General features: G+C 65.5%; 21 protein-coding genes. 7 read left to right on the forward strand and 14 right to left on the reverse strand.

All coding sequences use genetic code 11. From position 1 onward, the window contains the following. Nucleotides 1-29 precede the first annotated feature (29 nt). Nucleotides 30-1424, forward strand: coding sequence for a lytic murein transglycosylase (locus tag BBTA_RS32605; protein ID WP_012046779.1), 1395 nt, complete (start codon nt 30-32; stop codon nt 1422-1424). Between the two features lie 151 nt (nt 1425-1575). Then, complete coding sequence (locus BBTA_RS32610) at nt 1576-3378, forward strand: DUF459 domain-containing protein (protein ID WP_012046780.1); 1803 nt, start codon at nt 1576-1578, stop codon at nt 3376-3378. Between the two features lie 164 nt (nt 3379-3542). Here the strand turns inward: BBTA_RS32610 and BBTA_RS32615 are convergent, their stop codons facing one another. Then, nucleotides 3543-3911 carry a CsbD family protein gene (locus tag BBTA_RS32615; protein ID WP_012046781.1) on the reverse strand — a complete coding sequence of 123 codons (369 nt, stop codon included), beginning with the start codon at nt 3909-3911 and terminating at the stop codon, nt 3543-3545. Between the two features lie 75 nt (nt 3912-3986). Then, the gene (locus tag BBTA_RS32620; RefSeq protein WP_012046782.1) at nt 3987-4721 is read right to left on the reverse strand and encodes an SDR family NAD(P)-dependent oxidoreductase; all 735 of its coding nucleotides are present in this window, start codon (nt 4719-4721) and stop codon (nt 3987-3989) included. Nucleotides 4722-4818: 97 nt separating this feature from the next. On the opposite strand from BBTA_RS32620, the gene BBTA_RS32625 reads away from it, so the two are divergent. Continuing rightward, the gene (locus BBTA_RS32625) at nt 4819-5598 is read left to right on the forward strand and encodes an SDR family NAD(P)-dependent oxidoreductase (protein ID WP_012046783.1); all 780 of its coding nucleotides are present in this window, start codon (nt 4819-4821) and stop codon (nt 5596-5598) included. A gap of 135 nt (nt 5599-5733) precedes the next feature. Continuing rightward, nucleotides 5734-6621: a TauD/TfdA family dioxygenase gene (locus tag BBTA_RS32630; RefSeq protein ID WP_012046784.1), complete on the forward strand. Its 888-nt coding sequence runs from the start codon at nt 5734-5736 to the stop codon at nt 6619-6621. Between the two features lie 288 nt (nt 6622-6909). Here the strand turns inward: BBTA_RS32630 and BBTA_RS32635 are convergent, their stop codons facing one another. Next, the gene (locus tag BBTA_RS32635; RefSeq protein ID WP_012046785.1) at nt 6910-7560 is read right to left on the reverse strand and encodes a YqgE/AlgH family protein; all 651 of its coding nucleotides are present in this window, start codon (nt 7558-7560) and stop codon (nt 6910-6912) included. Nucleotides 7561-7696: 136 nt separating this feature from the next. Here BBTA_RS32635 and BBTA_RS32640 point away from each other — a divergent pair, with 136 nt between their 5' ends. The 3 genes from BBTA_RS32640 (at nt 7697) to BBTA_RS32650 (ending at nt 10821) form a co-directional block, all read left to right on the forward strand. Continuing rightward, complete coding sequence (locus BBTA_RS32640) at nt 7697-8536, forward strand: protein-disulfide reductase DsbD domain-containing protein (protein WP_012046786.1); 840 nt, start codon at nt 7697-7699, stop codon at nt 8534-8536. 86 nt (nt 8537-8622) lie between these two features. Further along, nucleotides 8623-9999, forward strand: coding sequence for a lipopolysaccharide biosynthesis protein (locus tag BBTA_RS32645; RefSeq protein ID WP_012046787.1), 1377 nt, complete (start codon nt 8623-8625; stop codon nt 9997-9999). Between the two features lie 162 nt (nt 10000-10161). Next, a complete protein-coding gene (locus BBTA_RS32650; protein WP_012046788.1) occupies nt 10162-10821 on the forward strand; it encodes a L,D-transpeptidase in 660 nt (219 codons plus the stop codon). Between the two features lie 103 nt (nt 10822-10924). Here the strand turns inward: BBTA_RS32650 and BBTA_RS32655 are convergent, their stop codons facing one another. The 11 genes from BBTA_RS32655 to BBTA_RS32705 all read right to left on the reverse strand — a co-directional run bounded on the left by BBTA_RS32655 (nt 10925) and on the right by BBTA_RS32705 (nt 21137). Next, on the reverse strand, nt 10925-11176 hold the full coding sequence (locus tag BBTA_RS32655; RefSeq protein WP_012046789.1) for a SemiSWEET transporter: 252 nt from the start codon (nt 11174-11176) through the stop codon (nt 10925-10927). 147 nt (nt 11177-11323) lie between these two features. Then, nucleotides 11324-12115, reverse strand: coding sequence for a 3-hydroxybutyrate dehydrogenase (locus BBTA_RS32660; protein WP_012046790.1), 792 nt, complete (start codon nt 12113-12115; stop codon nt 11324-11326). Nucleotides 12116-12119: 4 nt separating this feature from the next. Beyond that, nucleotides 12120-13295 (reverse strand): patatin-like phospholipase family protein, encoded by a 1176-nt coding sequence (locus BBTA_RS32665; RefSeq protein ID WP_012046791.1) that lies wholly within the window; start codon nt 13293-13295, stop codon nt 12120-12122. Nucleotides 13296-13417: 122 nt separating this feature from the next. Continuing rightward, complete coding sequence (locus BBTA_RS32670) at nt 13418-13933, reverse strand: CAP domain-containing protein (RefSeq protein ID WP_012046792.1); 516 nt, start codon at nt 13931-13933, stop codon at nt 13418-13420. A gap of 283 nt (nt 13934-14216) precedes the next feature. Continuing rightward, nucleotides 14217-15254 carry a sulfate/molybdate ABC transporter ATP-binding protein gene (locus BBTA_RS32675; protein WP_012046793.1) on the reverse strand — a complete coding sequence of 346 codons (1038 nt, stop codon included), beginning with the start codon at nt 15252-15254 and terminating at the stop codon, nt 14217-14219. Further along, nucleotides 15244-16149 carry a sulfate ABC transporter permease subunit CysW gene (gene cysW / locus BBTA_RS32680; RefSeq protein ID WP_012046794.1) on the reverse strand — a complete coding sequence of 302 codons (906 nt, stop codon included), beginning with the start codon at nt 16147-16149 and terminating at the stop codon, nt 15244-15246. The genes BBTA_RS32675 and cysW overlap by 11 nt, the downstream gene beginning before the upstream one ends. 9 nt (nt 16150-16158) lie before the next feature. After that, entirely contained in the window at nt 16159-16992 is an 834-nt protein-coding gene (gene cysT / locus BBTA_RS32685; RefSeq protein ID WP_012046795.1) for a sulfate ABC transporter permease subunit CysT, read from the reverse strand. A 60-nt stretch (nt 16993-17052) separates the two neighbouring features. Continuing rightward, nucleotides 17053-18042, reverse strand: coding sequence for a sulfate ABC transporter substrate-binding protein (locus tag BBTA_RS32690; RefSeq protein ID WP_012046796.1), 990 nt, complete (start codon nt 18040-18042; stop codon nt 17053-17055). A 212-nt stretch (nt 18043-18254) separates the two neighbouring features. After that, nucleotides 18255-18980 (reverse strand): phosphoadenylyl-sulfate reductase, encoded by a 726-nt coding sequence (locus tag BBTA_RS32695; RefSeq protein WP_012046797.1) that lies wholly within the window; start codon nt 18978-18980, stop codon nt 18255-18257. Then, nucleotides 18977-19495 carry a DUF934 domain-containing protein gene (locus tag BBTA_RS32700; RefSeq protein WP_012046798.1) on the reverse strand — a complete coding sequence of 173 codons (519 nt, stop codon included), beginning with the start codon at nt 19493-19495 and terminating at the stop codon, nt 18977-18979. The genes BBTA_RS32695 and BBTA_RS32700 overlap by 4 nt, the downstream gene beginning before the upstream one ends. Continuing rightward, on the reverse strand, nt 19482-21137 hold the full coding sequence (locus BBTA_RS32705) for a nitrite/sulfite reductase (RefSeq protein ID WP_012046799.1): 1656 nt from the start codon (nt 21135-21137) through the stop codon (nt 19482-19484). Before BBTA_RS32705 ends, BBTA_RS32700 begins: the two co-directional genes overlap by 14 nt. Nucleotides 21138-21141 lie beyond the last annotated feature (4 nt).

A 21141-nucleotide genomic window follows, 5' to 3' on the forward strand; every position in this document is an offset into this window, starting at 1 on the left:
GGCTCTTTCCTGCAATGGACGAGATCACGATGCGACGGAACGTCATGCTGGCAGCTTTGAGGACCGGGACGAGGGCCGCGATTGTCGCATCCGCCCTAGCGGTGTCTGGTTCCGCCGAGGCGCAATCCGGCAATCCGCTGAACTTTCTCGACAGCCTGTTCACGGGCACGCTCAGCAATGGCAACTCAGGCTCGCCGGCGCCGGCGCAGGCCCCCTCGGCCGGCGGTCCGCAACCCTGGAGCGGCGAGGACGGCGCCTCGGGCCACCCCTTGATGACCGCCGCCGCGATCCGCGAGGCCGCCGGCAATTTCGACGGCTGCGTCGCTGCGATGTGGCCAGATGCCGCACGCCGCAACATCACCCAGGACAATTTCCAGCGCTTCACCGCGGGCTTGACGCCGGATCTGCGCATCATGGACCTGCTCGATGCGCAGCCGGAGTTCACCAAATCGATCTGGGACTATCTCGACATCCTGGTGAACGACAATCGGCTCGCTAAGGGTCGCGAGGTGCTGGCGAAATACAAGGCGCAGTTCGATGCCACCGAGCGCGCTTATGGCGTCGATCGCTACATTATTGCGGCGATCTGGGGCATCGAATCCAATTATTCCACCCAGATCGGCGACCGCAGCGTGCTGCAATCGACCGCAACGCTCGCCTGCATCGGCCGCCGCCAGGCCTATTTCAAGGACGAGTTCCTGTCGGCGCTGGAAATTCTCAACCGCGGCGATCTCCGTCCCGAGCAGTTGCGCGGCTCCTGGGCCGGCGCGTTCGGGCCGACGCAGTTCATGCCGACCGCGTTCAAGCGCTTCGCGGTCGATGCCGATGGCGACGGCCGCCGCGACGTCGTCGACAACCCGGCCGACCTGATCGCCTCGACGGCCAACAATCTGAAGAAGGACGGCTGGCAGAGCGGCCAGAGCTGGGGCTATGAGGTCGTGCTGCCGCAAGGCTTCAACTTCATGCTGGCCGACCGCGCCAAGACCATGAGCTTCGGCCAGTGGGAGCAGCTCGGGCTGAAGCGGGCCAATGGCCAGCCGTTCCCGGCCACGCCCGAGAAGGCCTATCTGCTGGCGCCCGCAGGCGCGCAAGGACCGGGCTTCCTGATGCTGCAGAATTTCCGGGTCATCATGAAATACAACCCGGCCGAGGCCTATGCGCTGGCGATCGGGCATTTCGCGGACCGCCTGCGCGGCGCGCCACCTTTCGTGCAGGCCTGGCCGCGCGAGGAACGCACCTTGTCGCGGGCCGAGCGGCTCGAGCTGCAGCAGTTGCTCGCCGAGCGAGGATTCTACCGCGGCACGCCGGATGGCCAGTTCGGCGGCCAGACCCGGGAGGCGCTGCGGAACTTCCAGGCCGCGATCGGCGCCCCCGCCGACGGCTTCGCAACCACCGACGTCCTGGAACGGCTGCGCAGCCGCTGAACAGCGGCATTTTGAGCCGTGCCGGTAACCTTCTGTGGCGTTTGGCGACGGACATCAACACCATCCGGTGAATGCCCGTTTGCGGCCTGATTCGGCTCCTATTATATGGACGGTCACGATTTCGCCGCGCGACGGGTGCGGACGGGTGCGCATGTCAAAGCTGAAGTCCCTCCTCAAGCTATTGAACGAACCCGGGCCGATGGTGGTGCTCGCGGTCGTCATCGCCATGCTTTTCGGGATTGCCGGGCCCGCCTCGGCCCAGTTCTTCAATTTCAACCCGTTCGCCTCGCCGCGTCCCGCCCCGCGCGGCGGCGGAGGGGGCGGTGGGGGCTGGTTCGGCGGCGACTTCTTCGCCCCGTTCCAGCCGCAGCAGCCCAAGCGCGTGCCCCAGGATTATTCCAAGGCGCCGCCGCAGGAGAAGCGCGACGGCACGCCGGAGCGCTATGTGCTGGTGCTCGGCGACGGCATGGCCGACTGGCTCGCCTACGGCCTTGAAGACGCCTATTCCGAGCAGCCTGACATGGGCGTCACCCGCAAGATCAAGACCAATTCGGGTCTCATCAAGTACCAGCCCAAGGGCGAGCCGTCCGACTGGGCCGCCGCCGCCAAGGGCATCCTGGCCACCGAGCGTGCCGACGCGATCGTGATCATGCTCGGCCTCAACGACCGTCTCCCGCTGCGCGAGCCGGCCGTGGACAAGACCAAGGACGACAAGGCCAAGAAGGACGCCAAGACCAAGCCAGGCGAGACCAAGCCGGGCGACGCCAAGCCTGGCGATACCAAGGCTGGCGAGGCCAAACCGGGGGACGCCAAGACAGCCGACGGCAAGGCGGCCGACCCCAAAGCGGCCGAGGCCAAGCCGGATGGCAAACCCGACACCAAGGCCGACGCGGCCGCCAAGCCCGCCGACAGCGATTTGCCGCAGGACGAGGTCGACAACGACACGCCCGCGACCGCGGCACCGGAAAAGACCGCGCGATCGCCCAACGGCATCTACGACTTCCGCGACGAGCGCTGGATCGAGCTCTATTCGAAAAAGATCGAGGAGATGATCGCGGTCGCCAAGAGCAAGGGCGTTCCCGTGCTCTGGGTCGGCCTGCCCGCGGTCCGCGGCCCGAAGGGCACCGCGGACACGCTGTTCCTGGATTCGCTGTATCGCGATGTCGCCGGCAAGGCCGGCATCACCTATGTCGACGTCTGGGACGGTTTCGTCGACGAAGCCGGGCGCTTCCTGCAGAAGGGCCCGGACTTCGAAGGCCAGATCCGCCAGCTGCGGTCCTATGACGGCGTCTATTTCACCAAGGCCGGCGCGCGAAAGCTCGCCCACTACGCCGAGCGCGAGATCAATCGCCTGCTCGCCGCCCGCTCGTCGCCGCTGGAACTGCCGACCGAGCCGGCGACGCCAGACGCCAATGCCGTCCCGGGTCAGCCCGCGCCGCGACCGATGGCCGGGCCGATTCTGCCGCTCGTCGCGTCATCGGTCGGCACCGATCAGCTGCTCGGCGGCCCTGGCTCGCGGCCCGCGGCCGTCGATCCGTTGGCGGCAAGAACGCTGGTCAAGGGCGAGGCCCTGAGCCCGCCGGCGGGGCGCGCCGACGATTACGTCTGGCCACGCCGCGAGATCGGCCGTGAGCAGGCCAAGGAGCCGCCGAAAGAGCAGTCGAAACCGGATACGCCCATGGCCACGACGACCCCGGGCACGGCGCCTGGCGAGCCCGCCGCCGGTGCGCCGGCGGCCTCGCAGCGGCCGAGACGGCTGACCACGCCCGGCGCGACGTCGCCCGCCCAGGCACCGCAACAGCCGAGCCAAGCGCCGCGCGACTTCTTCGGCTTCGGAACGCCGCAGCAGGCGCAGCCGCCGAGGCCGCCGGCGGCGCGTAATCCCAACGCCCCGCCACGGCCACCGGCGCCGGTCGGCCGCGCCGCAGCGGTGCTCGATTCGCCCTGGCGCTGACACGATCACCCGCTCGCGGCGCAGCATCAGCGAGCGGCGATCCGAAGAGTCGCAAGCAATGAGAGTCGAAAGCAATGAGGCCCGCACCGATCAACGGATGCGGGCCTCATTTTATTCGGTCTTATCCAGTGATCCGGAGAAGGCCGGATCACGGGCGTCGCGTCTCAGTAGCGCCAGCGCTGCGGCTGAGGGCGGCTCGACGGCCGCATCAACATCGCCAGCAGGAAACCGATGCCGCCGGCGACCAGGAGCGCGCCCACTGGATTGTCCTGGACCCGCTTGGTCAACGCCTGCGTGCCGTCGCGCAACGTGTCGGCGCTGCCGCCGAACGTATCCTTGGCGTAGTCCACCGCGGCGTCGCCGGCCTCACGTGCGGCGTCCTTGGCCTGGCCGTAGAGATTCTGAACCACGCCCGAGGCCTCGCGCGCGCGCCCTGAAGCCTGCGTGCTCTTGTCGCCAGTCATTTCACCGATGCCGCCTTCGACCTTGCCTGCGACATCCTTGACTGTTCCGGTCAACCGATCCGTATCCATCGCCGCTTCTCCTTGTCTCGCGTTTGCGGGCTTGCCGCTGTGCTAACCGGCTGAGGCGGCGACGGTTCCGACGCACTACAAAATCAAGCCGCCATCGACGACGATGGTCTGGCCAATGATGTAGGACGACAGCGGCGAGGCCAGGAACAGCGCCGCGCCCGCCATGTCCTGCGGCGTCCCCAGCCGCTTGAGCGGGATGCGTTGCAGGGCACCTTCGAGGCGCTTGGGATTGGCCGTCGTCACCTTCGTCATCTTGGTATCGACGAGACCGGGCGCGATCCCGTTGACGCGGATGCCGTCCTCGGCCCAGGCTTCGGCGAGCGTCCGCGTCAGCCCGACGGCACCGGTCTTGGAGGCATTATAGGCCGGATTGCCCATGGTCGAATGATAGGCCGCCGTCGACGAGACGATGATCAGCGCGCCCCTGGCATCCCGCAACAGACCGTGAAATTTCGTCGCACAGGCCATCAGGCTGATGAGATTGATCTCCACGACCTTGCGAAAGCCGTCCATGGCGAATTCGCCGCGCCGGTACAGCACCGCCCCCTGGGCCAGCACCAGCACGTCGAGCCGCTCGCAGCGCGGCACGAACGCCGCAATGGACGCGGCATTGCCAACGTCGAGCTGCTGATAGTCCAGCCCGGTGAGATCGCAGCCCTCCTCGATGGAATAATCGGTTGCCGTCGCGCGCGTGCCGCAGACCGCGACGCGCGCGCCCTGGGCGCGAAACGACTGGGCGATGCCGTTGCCGATGCCGCTGGAGCCGCCGATCACCAGCACCTGCCGTCCCGAAAAATCGAGCGCGTTCATCTCCCTTCCTCCTGTCGTTGTTTGTTTGACCTGTGTGCGGATCGGTGCCAGCGTTGTCAACGGCGCGACACAGCGCGCATTTTTCGCGGGCCGCAATATGCAGAGCTACAAACAACTGAGCCGCTCGGTGAAAAACCTGACCGTCCTGGTCACGGGCGCGGCCTCAGGCATGGGGCGTGCCACGGCGCGGCTGTTTGCTGATGAAGGGGCGCAGGTGGCCGTCATCGATATCGATGAGGATGGCGCGCGTGCCGTGGCCACGGACATCGTGGCGGCGGGCGGAACCGCGCGGGCCTGGCGGCTTGATTTGTCCGACCGCGATGCGATCGCCGCCGTCGTCGGTGCGGCGGCCACGCAATTCGGCGGTCTCGACATCATCGTCAACAATGCCGGCATCTCGGTGCGGATGGCGATCGACGACGCAAGCTATGACGAGGCCTGGGCCAAGGCTCTGGCAGTGATGCTGACGGCGCAGCAGCGCGTGATCCGCGCTGCGCTGCCGCATCTGCGCCGCTCGCAAAGTCCCCGCATCGTCAACATCGCCTCGACCGAAGCGCTCGGCGCCACCGCGCTGCACAGCGCATATTCCGCGGCCAAGGCCGGCGTGACCGGGCTGACGCGCTCGCTCGCGGTCGAGCTCGGGCGCGACGGCATCACCGTGAATTGCATCTGCCCAGGGCCGATCGCGACCGCGATGACCGCGCGCATTACCGACGAGCAGAAGGCGATCTACGCCAGGCGGCGCACCGCGCTCGGACGTTACGGCGATCCCGAGGAGGTCGCGCATATGACGTTGAGCCTGTGCCTGCCGGCGGCCTCGTTCATCACCGGCGCCGTGATCCCCGTCGACGGCGGCCTGATGGCGCGCAACGCGTGACGTCTGCCACGCGGGAATGACAGCCGTGCGGGCCGCGCTTCCCAGCGCGCGTTGACTTCGCCTTGCCGCAGCGTAGCTTCGACACCGACAAGCGGACGAGCGAGCCGCGACGATGAGGACATCAAGGAGGACGCCATGGCGATCGCCATCCGGCAGCTGCATCCTTTTTTCATTGGTGAAGTTTCAGGCATCGATCTGCGCAAGCCGCTGACGCGCGATGAGACCGCGGAGCTGCAGACCGCGATCGATCATTACGCGGTCCTGGTGTTCCACGACCAGGACATCACCGACGAACAGCAGCTCGCTTTCGCGCTCAGTTTCGGCGAGCGAGAACAAGCCCGTGGCGGCACCGTCACCAAGAAAGAGGACTACCGTCTCACCACCGGCCTCAACGACGTCTCCAATCTCGGCAAGGACGGCAGACCGCTGCCGCGCGATCACCGCACCCATCTGTTCAATCTCGGCAATTGCCTGTGGCACTCCGACAGCTCGTTTCGGCCGATCCCGGCGAAATACTCGATCCTGTCGGCGCGGATCGTGAACCCGAAGGGCGGCAACACCGAATTTGCCGACATGCGCGCCGCCTATGACGCGCTCGATCCGGAGACGAAGGCCGAGATCGAGGATCTCGTCTGCGAACATTCGCTGATGTATTCGCGCGGCGCGCTCGGCTTCCTCGACTACAGCGACGAGGAAAAAGAGATGTTCAAGCCGGTCAGGCAGCGGCTGGTGCGCACCCATCCCGCGCATGGCCGCAAGTCGCTGTACCTGTCGTCGCATGCCGGAGCCGTGGTCGGCATGAGCTTGCCGGAGGGACGGCTGCTGCTGCGCGACCTGACCGAGCACGCCACGCAGCGGGAATTCGTCCATGTGCACAAATGGGCGCTCCACGACCTGATCATGTGGGACAATCGCCAGACCATGCATCGCGTGCGCCGCTACGATCAGTCGCAGCCGCGCGACATGCGCCGCGCCACCGTCGCCGGCACCGAGCCCACCATCGCGCAGCAGGCGGCGGAGTAGATCGGCGCTCGCGCGTCGAACCGCTTGCTGGATGCCGGAGACACGGCAACCAGAGACACAAATGGCCGGGACGAAGCCCGGCCACGGCAAAGCGGAGGGATGGCGGCGAAGAGTTGATGGCGTCAAGACCGCCTAAGAAGGCCGTCGAGACGAGCGTTTCCTTGGAATCGGCGGTCCGTGCTGATGCAAGATCTCGCCGTCTGCGACGCTGTCATGCTCCGCGAAGGCGAAGGCGGAGCATCCAGTATTCCGCGACAGCAGAGATCGTGCCGAAACGTCACAGCGTACTTAGGCGTGCCCGGCGGCGTTGGAGAGCATGCCGGGATCGATGCCGATCTTGCGCAGCGCAAGATCATATTTGTCCTCGACATTGTCGCCGAAGATCAGCTCGGGATCGGCATCGCAATGCAGCCAGCCATTATCCTGGATCTCTTCCTCCAGCTGGCCGGCGCGCCAGCCGGCATAGCCGAGCGCGAGCAGCGCGTGCTTCGGACCATTGCCCTTGGCGATCGCCTTGAGGATGTCGATGGTCGTGGTCAGGCAGACGCCATCATTGATCTTCAGCGTCGCATTGGCGATGAAGTAGTCGCTCGAATGCAGCACGAAGCCACGTCCGGTATCGACCGGACCGCCGCTCAGCACTTTCATGGTTTCGGCGCTGTCCGGCAGGCTGATCTGATCGCCCTTCTCGATGATGTTCAGTTGCATCAGGAGCTGCGGAAAATCGATGCTGCCGGCTGGCCGGTTCACCATGATACCCATGGCCCCCTCGGCTGAGTGCGCGCAGAGATAGATCACGGAGCGTTCGAACCGCGAATCCCCCATGACGGGCATGGCGACCAGCAATTGGCCGTCGAGATAACCGCCGTGAGAGGTGTGATCCCCGATCCCGGTCACTTTGCGGCGAACGTCGCCGAGCCGTTTTGCGTCAGGATTCATCCGCGAGGACTCTCATGATGGTTGATATCCTGATATTGGGATGAGCATCTGTCAATCAAGGTTCAGGCCTCCGCCGCGGAATCCGCTCACAAGCAATTCAATGGTTTGCGCCCCAACCAAACTTTAAAGACGTCTCATGTCCGCCTTGGTTCCTCGTCCCTCCGCCACACTTCTCACCGCGGCGTTGCTGTGGTCCTGCGCCTCGCTCGGCGGCTGGGCGCAGGACTCGTCGCCCTGGCAGCGTGATGGCCATTCCGCGGTCCGCCTGCTCGCCGGATCGCGCAGCGGACCGGTGGTTCTCGGCGGCGTCGCGTTTCAGCTCCAGCCGGGCTGGAAGACCTATTGGCGCACGCCGGGCGACTCCGGCGTGCCGCCGCGATTCGACTTTTCCCGGTCCGAAAATGTCGATGCGGTGACCGTCCTGTGGCCGGCCCCGACCAAGTTCGACGACGGTGCCGGCGGACACTCGCTGGGCTATCACGATCAAGTCGTGCTGCCATTGCGCATCGTTGCCAAGAGCGCCGACAAGCCGATGACCTTGCGCGCCGACATCAGCTACGCAGTGTGCGAGAAGATCTGCATCCCCGTCGAAGCCAAGGTCGAACTCGCCTTCACCAGCGTGGCAAGCACCGAGGACGCCTCGCTGTCGGCCGCGCTTGACACCGTGCCGAAGCCCGCCAATGTCGGTGATCCCAATCCGTTTACGATCCGCGACATCACGCGCGACGGCAAGAAGGATGTCATCGTCGACGTCATCGCGCCCGATAAACGCGGCGTTCATCTTTACGTCGAGGGTCCGACACCGGACTGGTCGCTGCCGATCCCGAGCCAGCGCGACAGCGGGACGCCGGGCATCGCGCGCTTCGCCTTTGAGCTCGACGGTGTCCCGCCGGGCGTCAAGCCCGACGGCGCGACGCTGAAATTCACGCTGGTCGGCCCCGACAAGGCCTATGAGTTCAACGCCAGCCTGCCGTAAACGGGGCCGCCCAACCGATTCTTAACGTTGCGTTGATAGGAGGGCATGACGGCCGCCTTCCGCGGCCCGAGAGCCGGACTTGCCCCGTGGCCGTGATGGATGCCCGCAACGACACCACATCGACAGGCCTCGCAGCCCGGCTGAGGGCGCGCGTCGCGGCGCTCGCCGGCGGCGGTGAAGCATCGCTCACGCAGCGGCTCGCGGCGCTGATCTTCCTCATCCGCGTGCTGAGCGCCGGCCTTGCCTATCTCAGCCAGATCCTGCTCGCGCGCTGGATGGGCGGCTCGGATTACGGCATCTATGTCTATGTCTGGACCTGGGTGCTGCTGCTCGGCAGCATGCTCGATTTCGGCATCGCCTCGTCGGCGCAGAAGATCATCCCCGACTATCGCACGTCCGGCCAGCACGCGCTGCTGCGCGGCTTCCTGTCGGGCGGCCGCTGGCTGACCCTGGCAACCTCCGGCATCGCCGCTTTGCTGCTCGCCGGACTGATCGCGCTGCTGTCGCCGTGGATCGAGGAGAGCGAGCGCCTGCCGCTCTATATCGGTTGCCTGACCTTGCCCGCTTTCGTGGTCGCCAACACCCAGGACGGCATCGCGCGCTCGCATGATTGGATGACGCTCGGGCTGATGCCGCAATTCATCATCCGCCAGGGCCTGATCATCGGCTTCACCGCAGGCGCCCTGGTGCTCGGCTTTCAGCTCGGCGCCAGCGCCGCCATGGCCGCCAGCGCCGCCGCGGTGTGGGTCGCGATGCTCGGCCAGATGCTGGTGCTGAACCGGCGGCTCGAGCGCCACGTCGAGGTCGGGCCGAAACAATATGATCTGCGCGGCTGGCTCGCAGTGTCGCTGCCGATCCTGCTGGTCGAGAGCTTCTATCTGCTGTTGTCCTACACCGATGTCCTGGTGCTGCAGCAGTTCCGCTCCTCCGAAGAGGTCGGTGTCTATTTCGCGGTGGTGAAGACGCTCGCGCTTGTGTCGTTCATCCACTACGCGATGTCGGCGACCACGGCGCATCGCTTCGCGGAATATCACGCGCTCGGCGACAAGGCACGGCTGTCGGCCTATGTCGCGCATGCGATCCAATGGACGTTCTGGCCGTCGCTCGCGGCGACCCTGGTCCTGCTTGCGCTCGGCAAGCCGCTGCTGTGGCTGTTCGGCGCGCAGTTCACTGCGGGTTACGACATCATGTTCATCGCGGCCATCGGCCTTGTCGTACGCGCCGCGATCGGCCCGGTCGAGCGCCTCTTGAACATGCTGGGCCAGCAGCGCGCCTGCGCCTCCGCCTATGCGGCCGCCTTCGTCATGAACCTCGTGCTGTGCATCGTCCTGGTACCCCGCTTCGGCGGCCACGGCGCCGCGGCGGCGACCTCGTTGTCTCTGGTGTTCGAAACGGTGCTGTTGTTCCGCATCGTCAAGCGACGGCTCGGCCTGCACGTTCTCGCCTTCGGCAAGGCGTCCTGACGCAGGTTCCGTGACGGACCTGCGACATCAGATGTTCATGCTCGAACCGGCGCTCTGCGGCCGCCTCTCGCTCGCGCAGCGATCACGCAAGTGTTGAGTGCAGTGCCATGATTTGGGCGCGATCCTCTAGACACATGGTTCCATCGCGCGGGGGAGATGAAGATGTCGAGACTGGGGCTCGCACTATCGCTGGCTGGATCATTGCTGCTGTCCGGCTGCATGGAAGCGACTCTGTCGCCGACGACTGATGCGGCGCTGACACCGCGCGACAAGCAGTTGCTGGCGCGCGCGCCCTATGCCGAAGCGCAGATCCCGGAACAGTTCCAGCGCCACATCGTCGACTTCTCGCGCCAGGAGCAACCGGGCACGATCATCGTCGATACCGATGCGCGCTTCCTTTATTATGTCCTGCCCGGCGGCAAGGCGGTCCGCTACGGCGTCGCGGTCGGCGAGGAGGCCATGGCGTTCTCCGGCGTCGCCACCGTCGGCAAGCTGGCGGAATGGCCCGACTGGGTTCCGACCGCCGACATCCAAGCTCGTCTCGGCCCCTATCCGAAGCGCGTGCCCGGCGGCCCGGCCAACCCGCTCGGCGCCCGCGCGATCTATCTCTACGAGGGCAACAAGGACACGCTGTACCGGATCCACGGCACCAACCAGCCGGAATATATCGGCCAGGCGATCTCGTCCGGCTGCATCCGCATGACCAATACCGACGTCGCCGACCTCTACAACCGCGTGCAGATGGGATCGACCGTGGTCGTGCTGCCGCCCGGCCAGAGCGTCGCCTCCACCAATGCAAACATCTTCGCGCGCCGCAGCTGATTCTAGATCATGATTCGTTTCCACGGAAACGCATCATGATCTTTCGTCATTGTTTGCGCATGATCTCTTCGGAAAACCGGTTTCCACCTTTGCGGATCATGCTCTAGCCGTAGCGCAGCTTCAGGCCGAGGATGGTCGCGACCAGCGCCAGGGTGATCAGGTTCGCGACGACCAGCGGCAGGTCGTTGATCAGCGCGCCGTAAAGCAGCCACATCGCGTTGCCGGTGGTCAGCAGCACGAACATGCCGGCCGAGATGTCCTGGGTCGAGCGCGACCGCCAGGCCTTGATGACCTGGGGCAGGAACGAGCATGTGGTGCAGGTGGCGGCGCCGAGGCCGATCAGCGTGGTCAGCAAAGGAAGGGTCCGTGTGCAAGCGCGGTGAAAGCCTGCTTGTAGAACGCGCCGTGTCAAAGCGAAACCGCGCGAGGCCAAAAACCTGCCTGTCGGACCCGCGGCGAAGGATCACGGCGTTCCGCGCGCCGTGATCCGCTGGGCGCTGACTTACGCGGCGGTCCAGCCGCCGTCGATCGAGAGGTTGGCGCCGGTGATCTGCGACGCCTCGTCGCTGCACAGGAACAGCGCCAGCGCTGCGACCTGATCGACCGTCACGAACTCCTTGGTCGGCTGCGCCGCCAGCAGCACGTCGTTGATGACCTGCTCCTTGGTGAGATTGCGCGCCTTCATGGTGTCGGGGATCTGCTTCTCGACCAGCGGCGTCCAGACATAGCCCGGCGAGATGCAATTGCAGGTAATCTTGAAGGTCGCGAGCTCCAGCGCCACGGTCTTGGTCAGACCGGCGATGCCGTGCTTGGCCGAGACATAGGCCGACTTGAACGGCGAGGCGACCAGCGAGTGCGCGGACGCCGTGTTGATGATGCGGCCCCAGCCGCGCTTCTTCATGCCGGGCACGGCGGCGTGGATGCCGTAGAACGCCGAGGAGAGATTGATCGCGATGATCTGCTCCCACTTCTCCGGCGGGAAGTCCTCGACCGGCGAGACGAACTGGATGCCGGCATTGTTGACGAGGATGTCGACCGCACCGAACGTGCTCTCGCCGAGCGCGATCATGCCGGCGATCTCGGCCGGCTTGCTCATGTCGGCCGGCGAATGCACGGCCTTGACCTTGAACTCGCTCTCGATGGCGGCGCGCTCCTTCTCGATGTCGGCGGCAGCGCCAAAGCCGTTGAGCACGATGTTCGCCCCGGCGCTGGCAAAGCCGCGCGCAATGGCGAGTCCGATGCCGCTGGTCGAGCCGGTCACCACAGCGGTCTTGCCCTTCAAATTCGTCGTCATTGCTTCACTCCTTCTTGGCGGCCGCGAGGCTGCCATCCTGCGTGAGATCGTAGGTGACCATGGTCTCGCCGGACTGCGGCCGCTCCAGCCAGTCCTTGTGGCTCATCGATTGGTGGACGTCGCGCACACCCGCGTCCCAATGCTCGACCATCGCGACATGAGAAAAGTCGTAGTCCTTCGAGGAGGTCTCGTAGGTCTTGCTGCGGTAGATCAGGTGCACCACCGTCACGGTGTTCTCCTGCGCCGCCTTGCACAGGATCTCGAGCGCAGGATCGTTGCGCAGCTCCTCCGGCAGCTTGGCATAGAGCTCGCGGAACGCCTTGCGCGTGTTGTGGATCATGCGGTTCTTGTCGGTGTTCATCCGCGTCCGGCTGGAATAGCGGATGTCCTTTTCGCGCTCGGCCGCTTCCAGCAAGGTGCGCGGCAGTTCGCCGCGCGCGGAGAACAGATCGACCTGGAAGATCAGCAGGTCACGATCGGTCTCGGTGTCGAGCACATAGTCGAGCGGCGTATTCGAAGCGATGCCGCCGTCCCAATAATGCTCGCCGTCGATCTCGACCGGCGGAAAGCCCGGCGGCAGCGCGCCTGAGGCCATGATGTGCTCGGGGCCGATGCGCTTGCCCTGCTTCTTGAATTCGACATTGTCGAAATAGGTGAAATTGCCGGTGGTGATGCCGACGGCGCCGACCGACAGCCGCGTCTTCAGGTCGTTGATGCGATCGAAATCGACCAGCCGCTCCAGGGTCCGCTTCAGCGGCGCGGTATCGTAATAGCTGACGGATTGCAGGCTGCCGGCCGGCCACAGCGGCGCCGGCGGAAAGCGTGGCGTGAAGAAGCCGGGTACGCCGAACGCGGCGATCAGCGCCGCGCTGGCCTCGTTGAACGCCGAGCGGTGATGGTCGCCATTGAGCAGCGGCTTCCACGGCACCGGGGAGGACACCATCTCCCAGAATTCCTTGAGCCGGCCGACGCGCTTGTCGCGGTCATTGCCCGCGATGATCGCGGCGTTGATGGCGCCGATCGAGATACCAGCCACCCACTCCGGCTCGAAGTCGAAGTGACATAGCGCCTGATAGGCGCCGGCTTGATAGGAGCCGAGCGCGCCGCCGCCCTGCAGGACGAGGACTCGTTGCGACTGGGTGGGAGTGGCCGGCTGCGGGGGAAATGGATGATGCGTCATTTACGGCGGTCATTAGCAAAACATGGCGCCAGCGTGGCGTCACTTCGGGGTGACGTCAATCCATCCCAAGGAGAGGTCCTGCTCCGGACGACCGCTGCACAAGGCGGCAGCGAACCTGCCTGTCAGGAGGCCTTTTTACCATCGGGCGCGGCCAGGATCATGGTCCAGAAGACCTTGTACTTGGTATTCGGAGCATAGCTCGCCGCAATGCCTATTTTTGTGACACCCGTCTTCAGCATGTTGGCCCGATGCGGCGGCGAGTCGCGCCAGCCGGAAAACGCTTCCGCCAAGGTGTGGTAGCCGGCCGAGACGTTCTCCACCGCCACGGTCGCATCATAGCCCGCATTGTTCAGCCGCTTGGCCAGCGGGGCGCGGACGTCGTGATCGAGCTTGTTCTTGTCGGCCATCGCCTGCGACTGCGACTCCGCCAGCCGCATCAGCTCCGGATCGACCTCGACCATGCCGAGCCCGTTGTTCTGGCGGTATTGCGAGATCATCGTCGCCGCAGCGGCAGCATCGAGCTTGGCCCCGGCGACCGCCATGTCGGCATACATCGTCGGTGCCTGCACGACGGGCGTTTCAGCCGCGCAGCCGGCGAGCAGCAATGCGATGGAAAGAGCGAGAGCCAGACGCTTCAATGAACCAGTCCCTGTGCGGAGAAGAGAGGCGGGTTGTTGCACATCAACCGTGGCTGAAAGGTGAATCGCCGGTAAGTTCCATCGCGACAATTGCGACCATTCCGGCCGGCAACGGTTCGTCAACCCTATGAGCGGGGCGGTCAAGCCTGCCGGGGTCGAGGGATCGACAGCACTTTGCGGTCACATCGCGCTTAGGCTGGTGCCGAGCACGACATCCAGCAAACGATGTCTTGGTTGGCAATCTTGGCTAGCGACCCGGATTGAGCCCGAGCCCAGCCCGCCACTAACCGCTTGCAAAGATCCGATAATGCCGCGGCTTGAGGCCGATGCGGTCGCCGATCTTGAGTTCGCGGTCGCGCGGGGCGTCGATCTCGATCGTGGAGCCTTCGGTCAGCGCGATCTCGGCGCGCTGCACCGGGCCGAAGCTGCGGACATGGATGATGGCGCCATGCAGGGTGCCGCTGTCAGCCGGGCCGATCACCATGTCGTGACGGCGCACGAACAGCGTCGATGCGCCGGCTGTATCGCCCGGCGCAGCCAGATCCAGCGGCCGGCCGTTGAGATGCACCGCGCCGCCGGAGACCTCCACCGGCAGCATGATCGACTCACCGATAAAGCCGTGCACGAAGGCCGTGGCCGGGGCGTCATAGACGTCGTTCGGCGAGCCGACCTGCTCGATACGGCCCTTGTCCATCACCACGACGCGATGCGCGACCTCGAGCGCCTCTTCCTGGTCATGCGTGACGAAGATCGAGGTGACGTTGATCGAGTGGTGCAAGGTGCGCAGCCATTGCCGCAGCTCCTTGCGCACCTTGGCGTCGAGCGCGCCGAACGGCTCGTCGAGCAACAGGATGCGTGGCTCGATGGCGAGCGCACGCGCCAGCGCGATGCGCTGGCGCTGGCCGCCGGAGAGCTGGCTCGGATAACGGTCGGCGAGCCAATCGAGTTGCACCAGGTCGAGCAGCTCCTTCACGCGGGCACGGATCTGCGCCTCGCTCTTGCGGATGCGGCGCGGCTGCACCCGCAGGCCGAAGGCGACGTTCTCGAACACGCTCATGTGCCGGAACAGCGCATAATGCTGGAACACGAAGCCGACATGACGCTCACGCGCGCCGCGGTCCAGCGCGTTCTCGCCGTCGAACAGGATCTCGCCGGCATCCGGCCATTCCAGCCCGGCGATGATCCGCAACAAGGTCGTCTTGCCCGAGCCGGACGGGCCGAGCAGCGCCAAAAGCTCGCCATTGGCGACCTTCAGGTCGACGCCGTCGAGCGCCTTGAAGGTGCCGAAGGTCTTGACGACGCCCCTCGCTTCAATGGTCATGAGGCAGGTCCTCGTCGATGTTGCGTTCGAGAATGGTCTTGGCGACCAGCGTGATCAGCGCGAGCATGGCGAGCAGCGAGGCGATCGCGAACGAGGCGACCATCTGGTACTCGTTGTAGAGGATCTCGACCAAGAGCGGCATCGTGTTGGTCTCGCCGCGGATGTGGCCGGAGACCACGGAGACCGCGCCGAACTCGCCCATCGCACGCGCATTGCAAAGCAGGACGCCGTACAGCACGCCCCATTTGATGTTGGGCAAGGTGACGCGGAAGAAGGTCTGCAGGCCGGAGGCACCGAGCGAGATCGCGGCCTCCTCCTCCTGCGTGCCCTGCTCCTGCATCAACGGGATGAGGGCGCGGGCGACGAACGGAAAGGTCACGAACACGGTGGCCAGCGCGATGCCCGGGAAGGCGAACAGGATCTGCAGACCATGGCTCTGCAGCCAGGGCCCGAAGAAGCCTTGCGCCCCGAACAGCAGCACGAAGACGAGACCCGAAATCACCGGGCTGACCGAGAACGGCAGGTCGATCAGCGTGATCAGGACCGTCTTGCCGGGAAAGTCGAATTTCGCGATTGCCCAGGCGGCGGCGAGGCCGAACACCAGATTGGTGCCGACCGAGACCGCGGCGACGCCGAGGGTGAGGCGGATGGCCGACCACGCCTCGGGGTCGGCCAGCGCGGACAGATAGGCGGAGATGCCCTTGCCGAACGCCTCCACGAACACGACCACCAGCGGCAGCACGACGAACACCGACAGAAAGCCGATCGCCAAGGTGATGAGGGCGATGCGAACCACGGTCGGTTCGGCGCGCGGATCACGCCGCGCGGCAATCTCGACATCGCTGGGCTGCGCCGGCCTGTCCGGCGCCCGTTGCAGGGTCATCTCGATGCTCATGGCGCGGCCTCAACTGGACGCCTGGGCCTGTGCCCAGCGCTGCAAGCGATTCACCGCGAAGATGATCACGAATGCCACCACAAGCATGACCACCGCAATGGCCGTCGCGTCGGCGTAGCGGAACTCGGACAGGCGGATCACGATCAGGAGCGGCGCGATCTCCGACACGTTCGGCAGATTCCCGGCGATGAAGATCACCGAGCCGTACTCGCCGACGGCGCGGGCGAAAGCGAGCGCGAAGCCGGTCAGCAGCGCCGGCATCAGGCTGGGCAGGATCACCTTGGTGACAATGTGCCAGCGGCCGGCGCCGAGGCTGGCCGCCGCCTCCTCGATCTCCGGATCGAGGTCGATCAGCACCGGTTGCACGGTGCGGACGACAAAGGGAATGCCGATAAAGATCATCGCGATGAAGATGCCGAGCGGCGTGAACGCGACCTTGATGCCGAGCGCGGCCAGCGGCGCGCCCAGCCAGCCCTTCTGCGCGAACAGCGAGGTCAGCGCCACGCCGGCCACCGCCGTCGGCAGCGCGAACGGGACGTCGACGATGGCGTCGAACAGCCGGCGGCCGGGGAAGCGGTAGCGCACCAGCGCCCAGACCACGATCGTGCCCATCACCAGGTTGACGAGAGCCGCGGCAAAGGACAGTCCGAACGAGATCTTGAGGGCGCTCAGGGTGCGCCGGCTGGTGACGATGCCCCAGAACTGCTCAAGGCTGAGCTCGGTCGAGCGCACGAACAGCCCGGCCAGCGGAATGAGCACGATGAGGGACAGCCAGGTCAGCGTCAGCCCCATGGTGAGACCAAAGCCCGGCAAGGTGCTGCGTCGGGGTGCGAGAACGCTCAAGAAGCCACCTGGCTCATTCCCATCGGGCCCATTCCCGTGTTGTCCGCCTTGGTTCGCCAATCAGTTCTTGTAGATCTGATCGAAAATCCCGCCTTCGCCGAAGTGATCCTTCTGCGCCTTGGTCCAGCCGCCGAACACGTCGTCGATCGTGAACAGGTCAACCTTGGCAAACGACTCGCTGTACTTCTTGGCGACGTCCGGATCGCGCGGACGGTAGAAGTTGCGTGCGGCGATTTCCTGACCTTCCTTCGTATACCAGTACTTCAAATAGGCCTCGGCGACGGCCTGGGTGCCCTTTTTGGCCACGACGCTATCGACGATGGCAACTGGCGGTTCGGCCAGGATCGACAGCGACGGCGAGATGATCTCGAACTTTTCCTTACCGAATTCTTTCAGCGCCAGATAGGCCTCGTTCTCCCAGGCCAGCAGCACGTCGCCCACCCCCCGCTCGACGAAGGTGACGGTCGCGCCCCGCGCACCGGTGTCGAGCACGGGAACGTGCTTATAGAGGTCGGCCACGAACTGCTTGGCCTTGTCGGCCGAGCCGGTCTTCTTCAGGGCGTAGCCCCAGGCGGCGAGATAGTTCCAGCGCGCGCCGCCGGAGGTCTTCGGATTGGGCGTGATGACGTCGACGCCCGACTTCAACAGATCGTCCCAGTCCTTGATGCCCTTCGGATTGCCCTTGCGGACCAGGAACACGATGGTCGAGGTGTAGGGCGAGGCGTTCTGCGGCAGGCGCTTCTGCCACTCCTTGTCGAGCAGTCCCTTGTTCGCGATGGCATCGATGTCATAGGCCAGCGCCAGGGTGACGACGTCGGCCTGCAGGCCATCGATCACGCTGCGCGCCTGGGCGCCGGAGCCGCCATGCGACTGCTTGATCTCGACGCTCTTGCCGGTGTCCTTCTTGTAGGCCTCGGCAAACGACTTGTTGAACTCGACATAGAGCTCACGGGTGGGATCGTAGGACACGTTGAGCAGATTCACGTCGGCAGCAACGGCCGACCCCGCCCATGCCAGGCCCGCGACAACCGCAAGAACACGCCGCATCATGCAATCTCTCCATTCAAATAACGGGCCTGCAATGTTGCAGGCGCGTCCTGCAGATCGCCGCATGTGCCGTTCCGAGTCAACGAAACCGGATTTTCTTGTTTCCGACCGGACGCGGGCATTTTGCTACGAAGCGCCCGGCATTGGGATAGCTGTTCTTTGCCGCGACACTATGCCGTCTTGGGCGACCAAGCAGCCGGCAGGCGACGTCCCAACTACACCGACGACGTCGCCACCGTATGGATGCCGCACTCGGTCTTGCCGCGGCCGCGCCAGCGGCCGGCGCGATCATCCTCGTTCGCATCCGAGCGGCTGGTGCAGGGCATGCAGCCGATCGAGCGGAAGCCTGCGGCGACCAGCGGATGCTGTGGCAGGTTGGCCGCGCGATAGATCTCCGCGATGTCCTCGCGGGCGACATTGGCGAACGGGTTGAACTTCACCCGGGCGCCATCCTGCTCGACGACGGGGATCGCCGCACGCAAGCCGCCCTGGAACCGCTTGCGGCCGTTGATCCAGGCGGTGAAGGGCGCGAGAGCGCGCGCCAGCGGCTCGACCTTGCGGATGCGGCAGCAGGCGTCGGGGTCCGAGAACCACAGATCGTTGTCGGCATCTTCGCGCGCGAGCGCCGTGGCATCGGGTGCGACCGAGCGCACGTCGCGCAGGCCGAGGATCTCGATCAGCTGGTCGCGATAGGCCAGCGTCTCCGCGAACATGTGCCCGGTGTCGAGGAAGATCACGGGGATCGCCGGATCGACATCGGCCGTGACCTTGAGCAACGCGGCCGATTCCGTGCCGAAGGACGACACCACCGCAAGCCGCTCGCGGCCGATCGCCTGCAACGCGGCGGCGATGACCTGTTGCGGCGAGGCCGTCCGCAGCGCGGCGTCGAGCGCCGCGACCGGCGTGTGCCCGACCGAAGGTGATACAGCCAGCGTGCTCACAGCCCGGCACTCTCCGAATGACGCAGTTGCAGGCGCTGATGCAGCGCCGAGATCCGGCCGTCGCCAGCCGGCTGATAGAACACCGAATAGCGCTTCACGGTCTCGCTGAACGCCTCGGCATCGGCCTGCTTCTTGACATCGAAAGCGTCGAAGCCGGCCCGCAGCATGAACACGAACTGGTCGCGCAGCACCTGTCCGGTGGCGCGCAGCTCGCCGCGGAAGCCGTAGCGCTCCCGCAGCAAGCGCGCCTGGGTGTAGGCGCGGCCGTCGCGGAAGCTCGGAAACACCAGAGCGATCAGCGCCAGCCGGTCGAGATAGGGGACGAGATCGTCGACGTCACGATTGTTCGGCCAGATCACGCCAAGCTTGCCGCCGGTGCGGCTCACCAGCGCATCGGGACCTGCGAGGAACCGCGTCTCGGAGACGAGGATCGCGCCCTGCGCCGGCAGATCGGCATCGTCGGTGATACGGACGAACTCGTCCGTGATGATGTGTCCGCCCTTAACGAGTGGCATAAACCCGCTCCCTGAATGGTTCGACCCCGAGCCGCGCCACCGTGTCGACGAACAGCTCCTCGGGGCTCGCGCGCAGCGCAAGATAGGCCTCGACGATGTCCTCGACGACATCGGCGACTTCGGCATAGGGCACCGCGGGTCCGATCAGGGTGCCGAGCACGGCGCCCTCGTCGGCGCGGCCGCCGATGGTGATCTGATAGAATTCCTCGTTGTTCTTCTCGACGCCGAGGATGCCGATATGGCCGACATGGTGGTGGCCGCAGGCATTGATGCAGCCGGAGATGTTGATGTGCAGCCGGCCGATCAGGTTCGCCGTGTCGTGATTGGCGAAGCGGCGGGTGATCTCCTGCGCGATCGGGATCGAACGCGCATTGGCCAGCGAGCAGTAATCGAGCCCCGGGCAGGCGATGATGTCGGAGACCAGGTTGACGTTGGGAATGGCGAGCCCGATGGCGTCGAGCGCCTTCCACACCGCCGGCAGATCGCGCTTGCGGACATGCGGCAGCGCCAGATTCTGCTCGTGGCCGACGCGGATCTCGCCGAACGAATATTTGTCGGCGATGTCAGCGAGCGCATCCATCTGGTCGGCGGTCGCATCGCCGGGAGGCTTGCCGATCGGCTTCAGCGACACGGTCACGATCGCATAGCCCTGCACCTTGTGGGCGACCACCGAGTTCTTGCGCCAGGCCTCGAACTTCGGATCATGCGCGGCCTGCCGCAGCTCGTCCGGCATGTGCGGCAGCGTCTCATAGGCCGGATAGAAGAAGCGCGACCGGATGTCCTCGACGATACCGTCGTCGAGCTTGAGCACGCCGTCGCGGATCTGCTGCCACTCCTCCTCGACCTCGGCGGCGAACGTCTCGATGCCGAGCTCGTGGACCAGGATCTTGATGCGCGCCTTGTAGATGTTGTCGCGGCGGCCGTACTGGTTGTAGACGCGCAGGATCGCCTCGACATAGCTCAGAATGTCGTGGCCATGGACAAACGGTTTGATCGTCTTGGCGATGAAGGGCGAGCGGCCCAGGCCACCGCCGACCAGCACCTCGAAGCCGGTCTCGCCCTGCTCATTCTTCAGCAGACGAAGGCCGATGTCGTGGATCTTGATCGCGGCGCGGTCGTGCGCGGACGCGGTGATCGCGATCTTGAACTTGCGCGGCAGGAACGAGAATTCCGGATGCAGCGTCGTGAACTGGCGCAGCAGCTCGGCCCAGATGCGGGGATCCTCGACCTCGCCCGGCGCGACCCCGGCCCACTGGTCGGAGGTGACGTTGCGCATGTTGTTGCCGGAGGTCTGCATCGACTGGATGCCGACCTCGGCGAGGTCGGCCATCGCATCCGGCAGCTCGGCGAGCTTGATCCAGTTGAACTGGATGTTCTGCCGGGTCGTGAAGTGACCGTAGCCGCGGTCATAACGCCGCGCGACATGCGCCAGCCGGCGCAGCTGCTCGGACGACAGCGTGCCATAGGGAATCGCGATGCGGTACATGTAGGCGTGGAGCTGCAGATACACGCCGTTCTGCAGCCGCAGGATCTTGAACTCGTCCTCGGTGAGCTCGCCGGACAGGCGGCGCTTCACCTGGTCGCGGAATTCAGCGACGCGCTCATTGACCAGGGTGCGATCGATGTCGTCATAAGCATACATGAGA

The organism is Bradyrhizobium sp. BTAi1 (genome assembly GCF_000015165.1).
Lineage (GTDB): Bacteria > Pseudomonadota > Alphaproteobacteria > Rhizobiales > Xanthobacteraceae > Bradyrhizobium > Bradyrhizobium denitrificans.

Excerpts from the sequence above, each read along its gene's own strand:
- BBTA_RS32675 (WP_012046793.1), bottom strand. The coding sequence starts at position 15,254 with ATGACCATTGAAGCGAGGGGCGTCGTCAAGACCTTCGGCACCTTCAAG.
- BBTA_RS32640 (WP_012046786.1), top strand. The coding sequence starts at position 7,697 with ATGTCCGCCTTGGTTCCTCGTCCCTCCGCCACACTTCTCACCGCGGCG.
- BBTA_RS32620 (WP_012046782.1), bottom strand. The coding sequence starts at position 4,721 with ATGAACGCGCTCGATTTTTCGGGACGGCAGGTGCTGGTGATCGGCGGC.
- BBTA_RS32705 (WP_012046799.1), bottom strand. The coding sequence starts at position 21,137 with ATGTATGCTTATGACGACATCGATCGCACCCTGGTCAATGAGCGCGTC.
- BBTA_RS32625 (WP_012046783.1), top strand. The coding sequence starts at position 4,819 with ATGCAGAGCTACAAACAACTGAGCCGCTCGGTGAAAAACCTGACCGTC.
- BBTA_RS32610 (WP_012046780.1), top strand. The coding sequence starts at position 1,576 with ATGTCAAAGCTGAAGTCCCTCCTCAAGCTATTGAACGAACCCGGGCCG.
- BBTA_RS32635 (WP_012046785.1), bottom strand. The coding sequence starts at position 7,560 with ATGAATCCTGACGCAAAACGGCTCGGCGACGTTCGCCGCAAAGTGACC.
- BBTA_RS32665 (WP_012046791.1), bottom strand. The coding sequence starts at position 13,295 with ATGACGCATCATCCATTTCCCCCGCAGCCGGCCACTCCCACCCAGTCG.
- cysW (WP_012046794.1), bottom strand. The coding sequence starts at position 16,149 with ATGAGCATCGAGATGACCCTGCAACGGGCGCCGGACAGGCCGGCGCAG.
- BBTA_RS32630 (WP_012046784.1), top strand. The coding sequence starts at position 5,734 with ATGGCGATCGCCATCCGGCAGCTGCATCCTTTTTTCATTGGTGAAGTT.
- BBTA_RS32650 (WP_012046788.1), top strand. The coding sequence starts at position 10,162 with ATGTCGAGACTGGGGCTCGCACTATCGCTGGCTGGATCATTGCTGCTG.
- BBTA_RS32605 (WP_012046779.1), top strand. The coding sequence starts at position 30 with ATGCGACGGAACGTCATGCTGGCAGCTTTGAGGACCGGGACGAGGGCC.
- BBTA_RS32615 (WP_012046781.1), bottom strand. The coding sequence starts at position 3,911 with ATGGATACGGATCGGTTGACCGGAACAGTCAAGGATGTCGCAGGCAAG.
- BBTA_RS32660 (WP_012046790.1), bottom strand. The coding sequence starts at position 12,115 with ATGACGACGAATTTGAAGGGCAAGACCGCTGTGGTGACCGGCTCGACC.
- BBTA_RS32700 (WP_012046798.1), bottom strand. The coding sequence starts at position 19,495 with ATGCCACTCGTTAAGGGCGGACACATCATCACGGACGAGTTCGTCCGT.
- BBTA_RS32690 (WP_012046796.1), bottom strand. The coding sequence starts at position 18,042 with ATGATGCGGCGTGTTCTTGCGGTTGTCGCGGGCCTGGCATGGGCGGGG.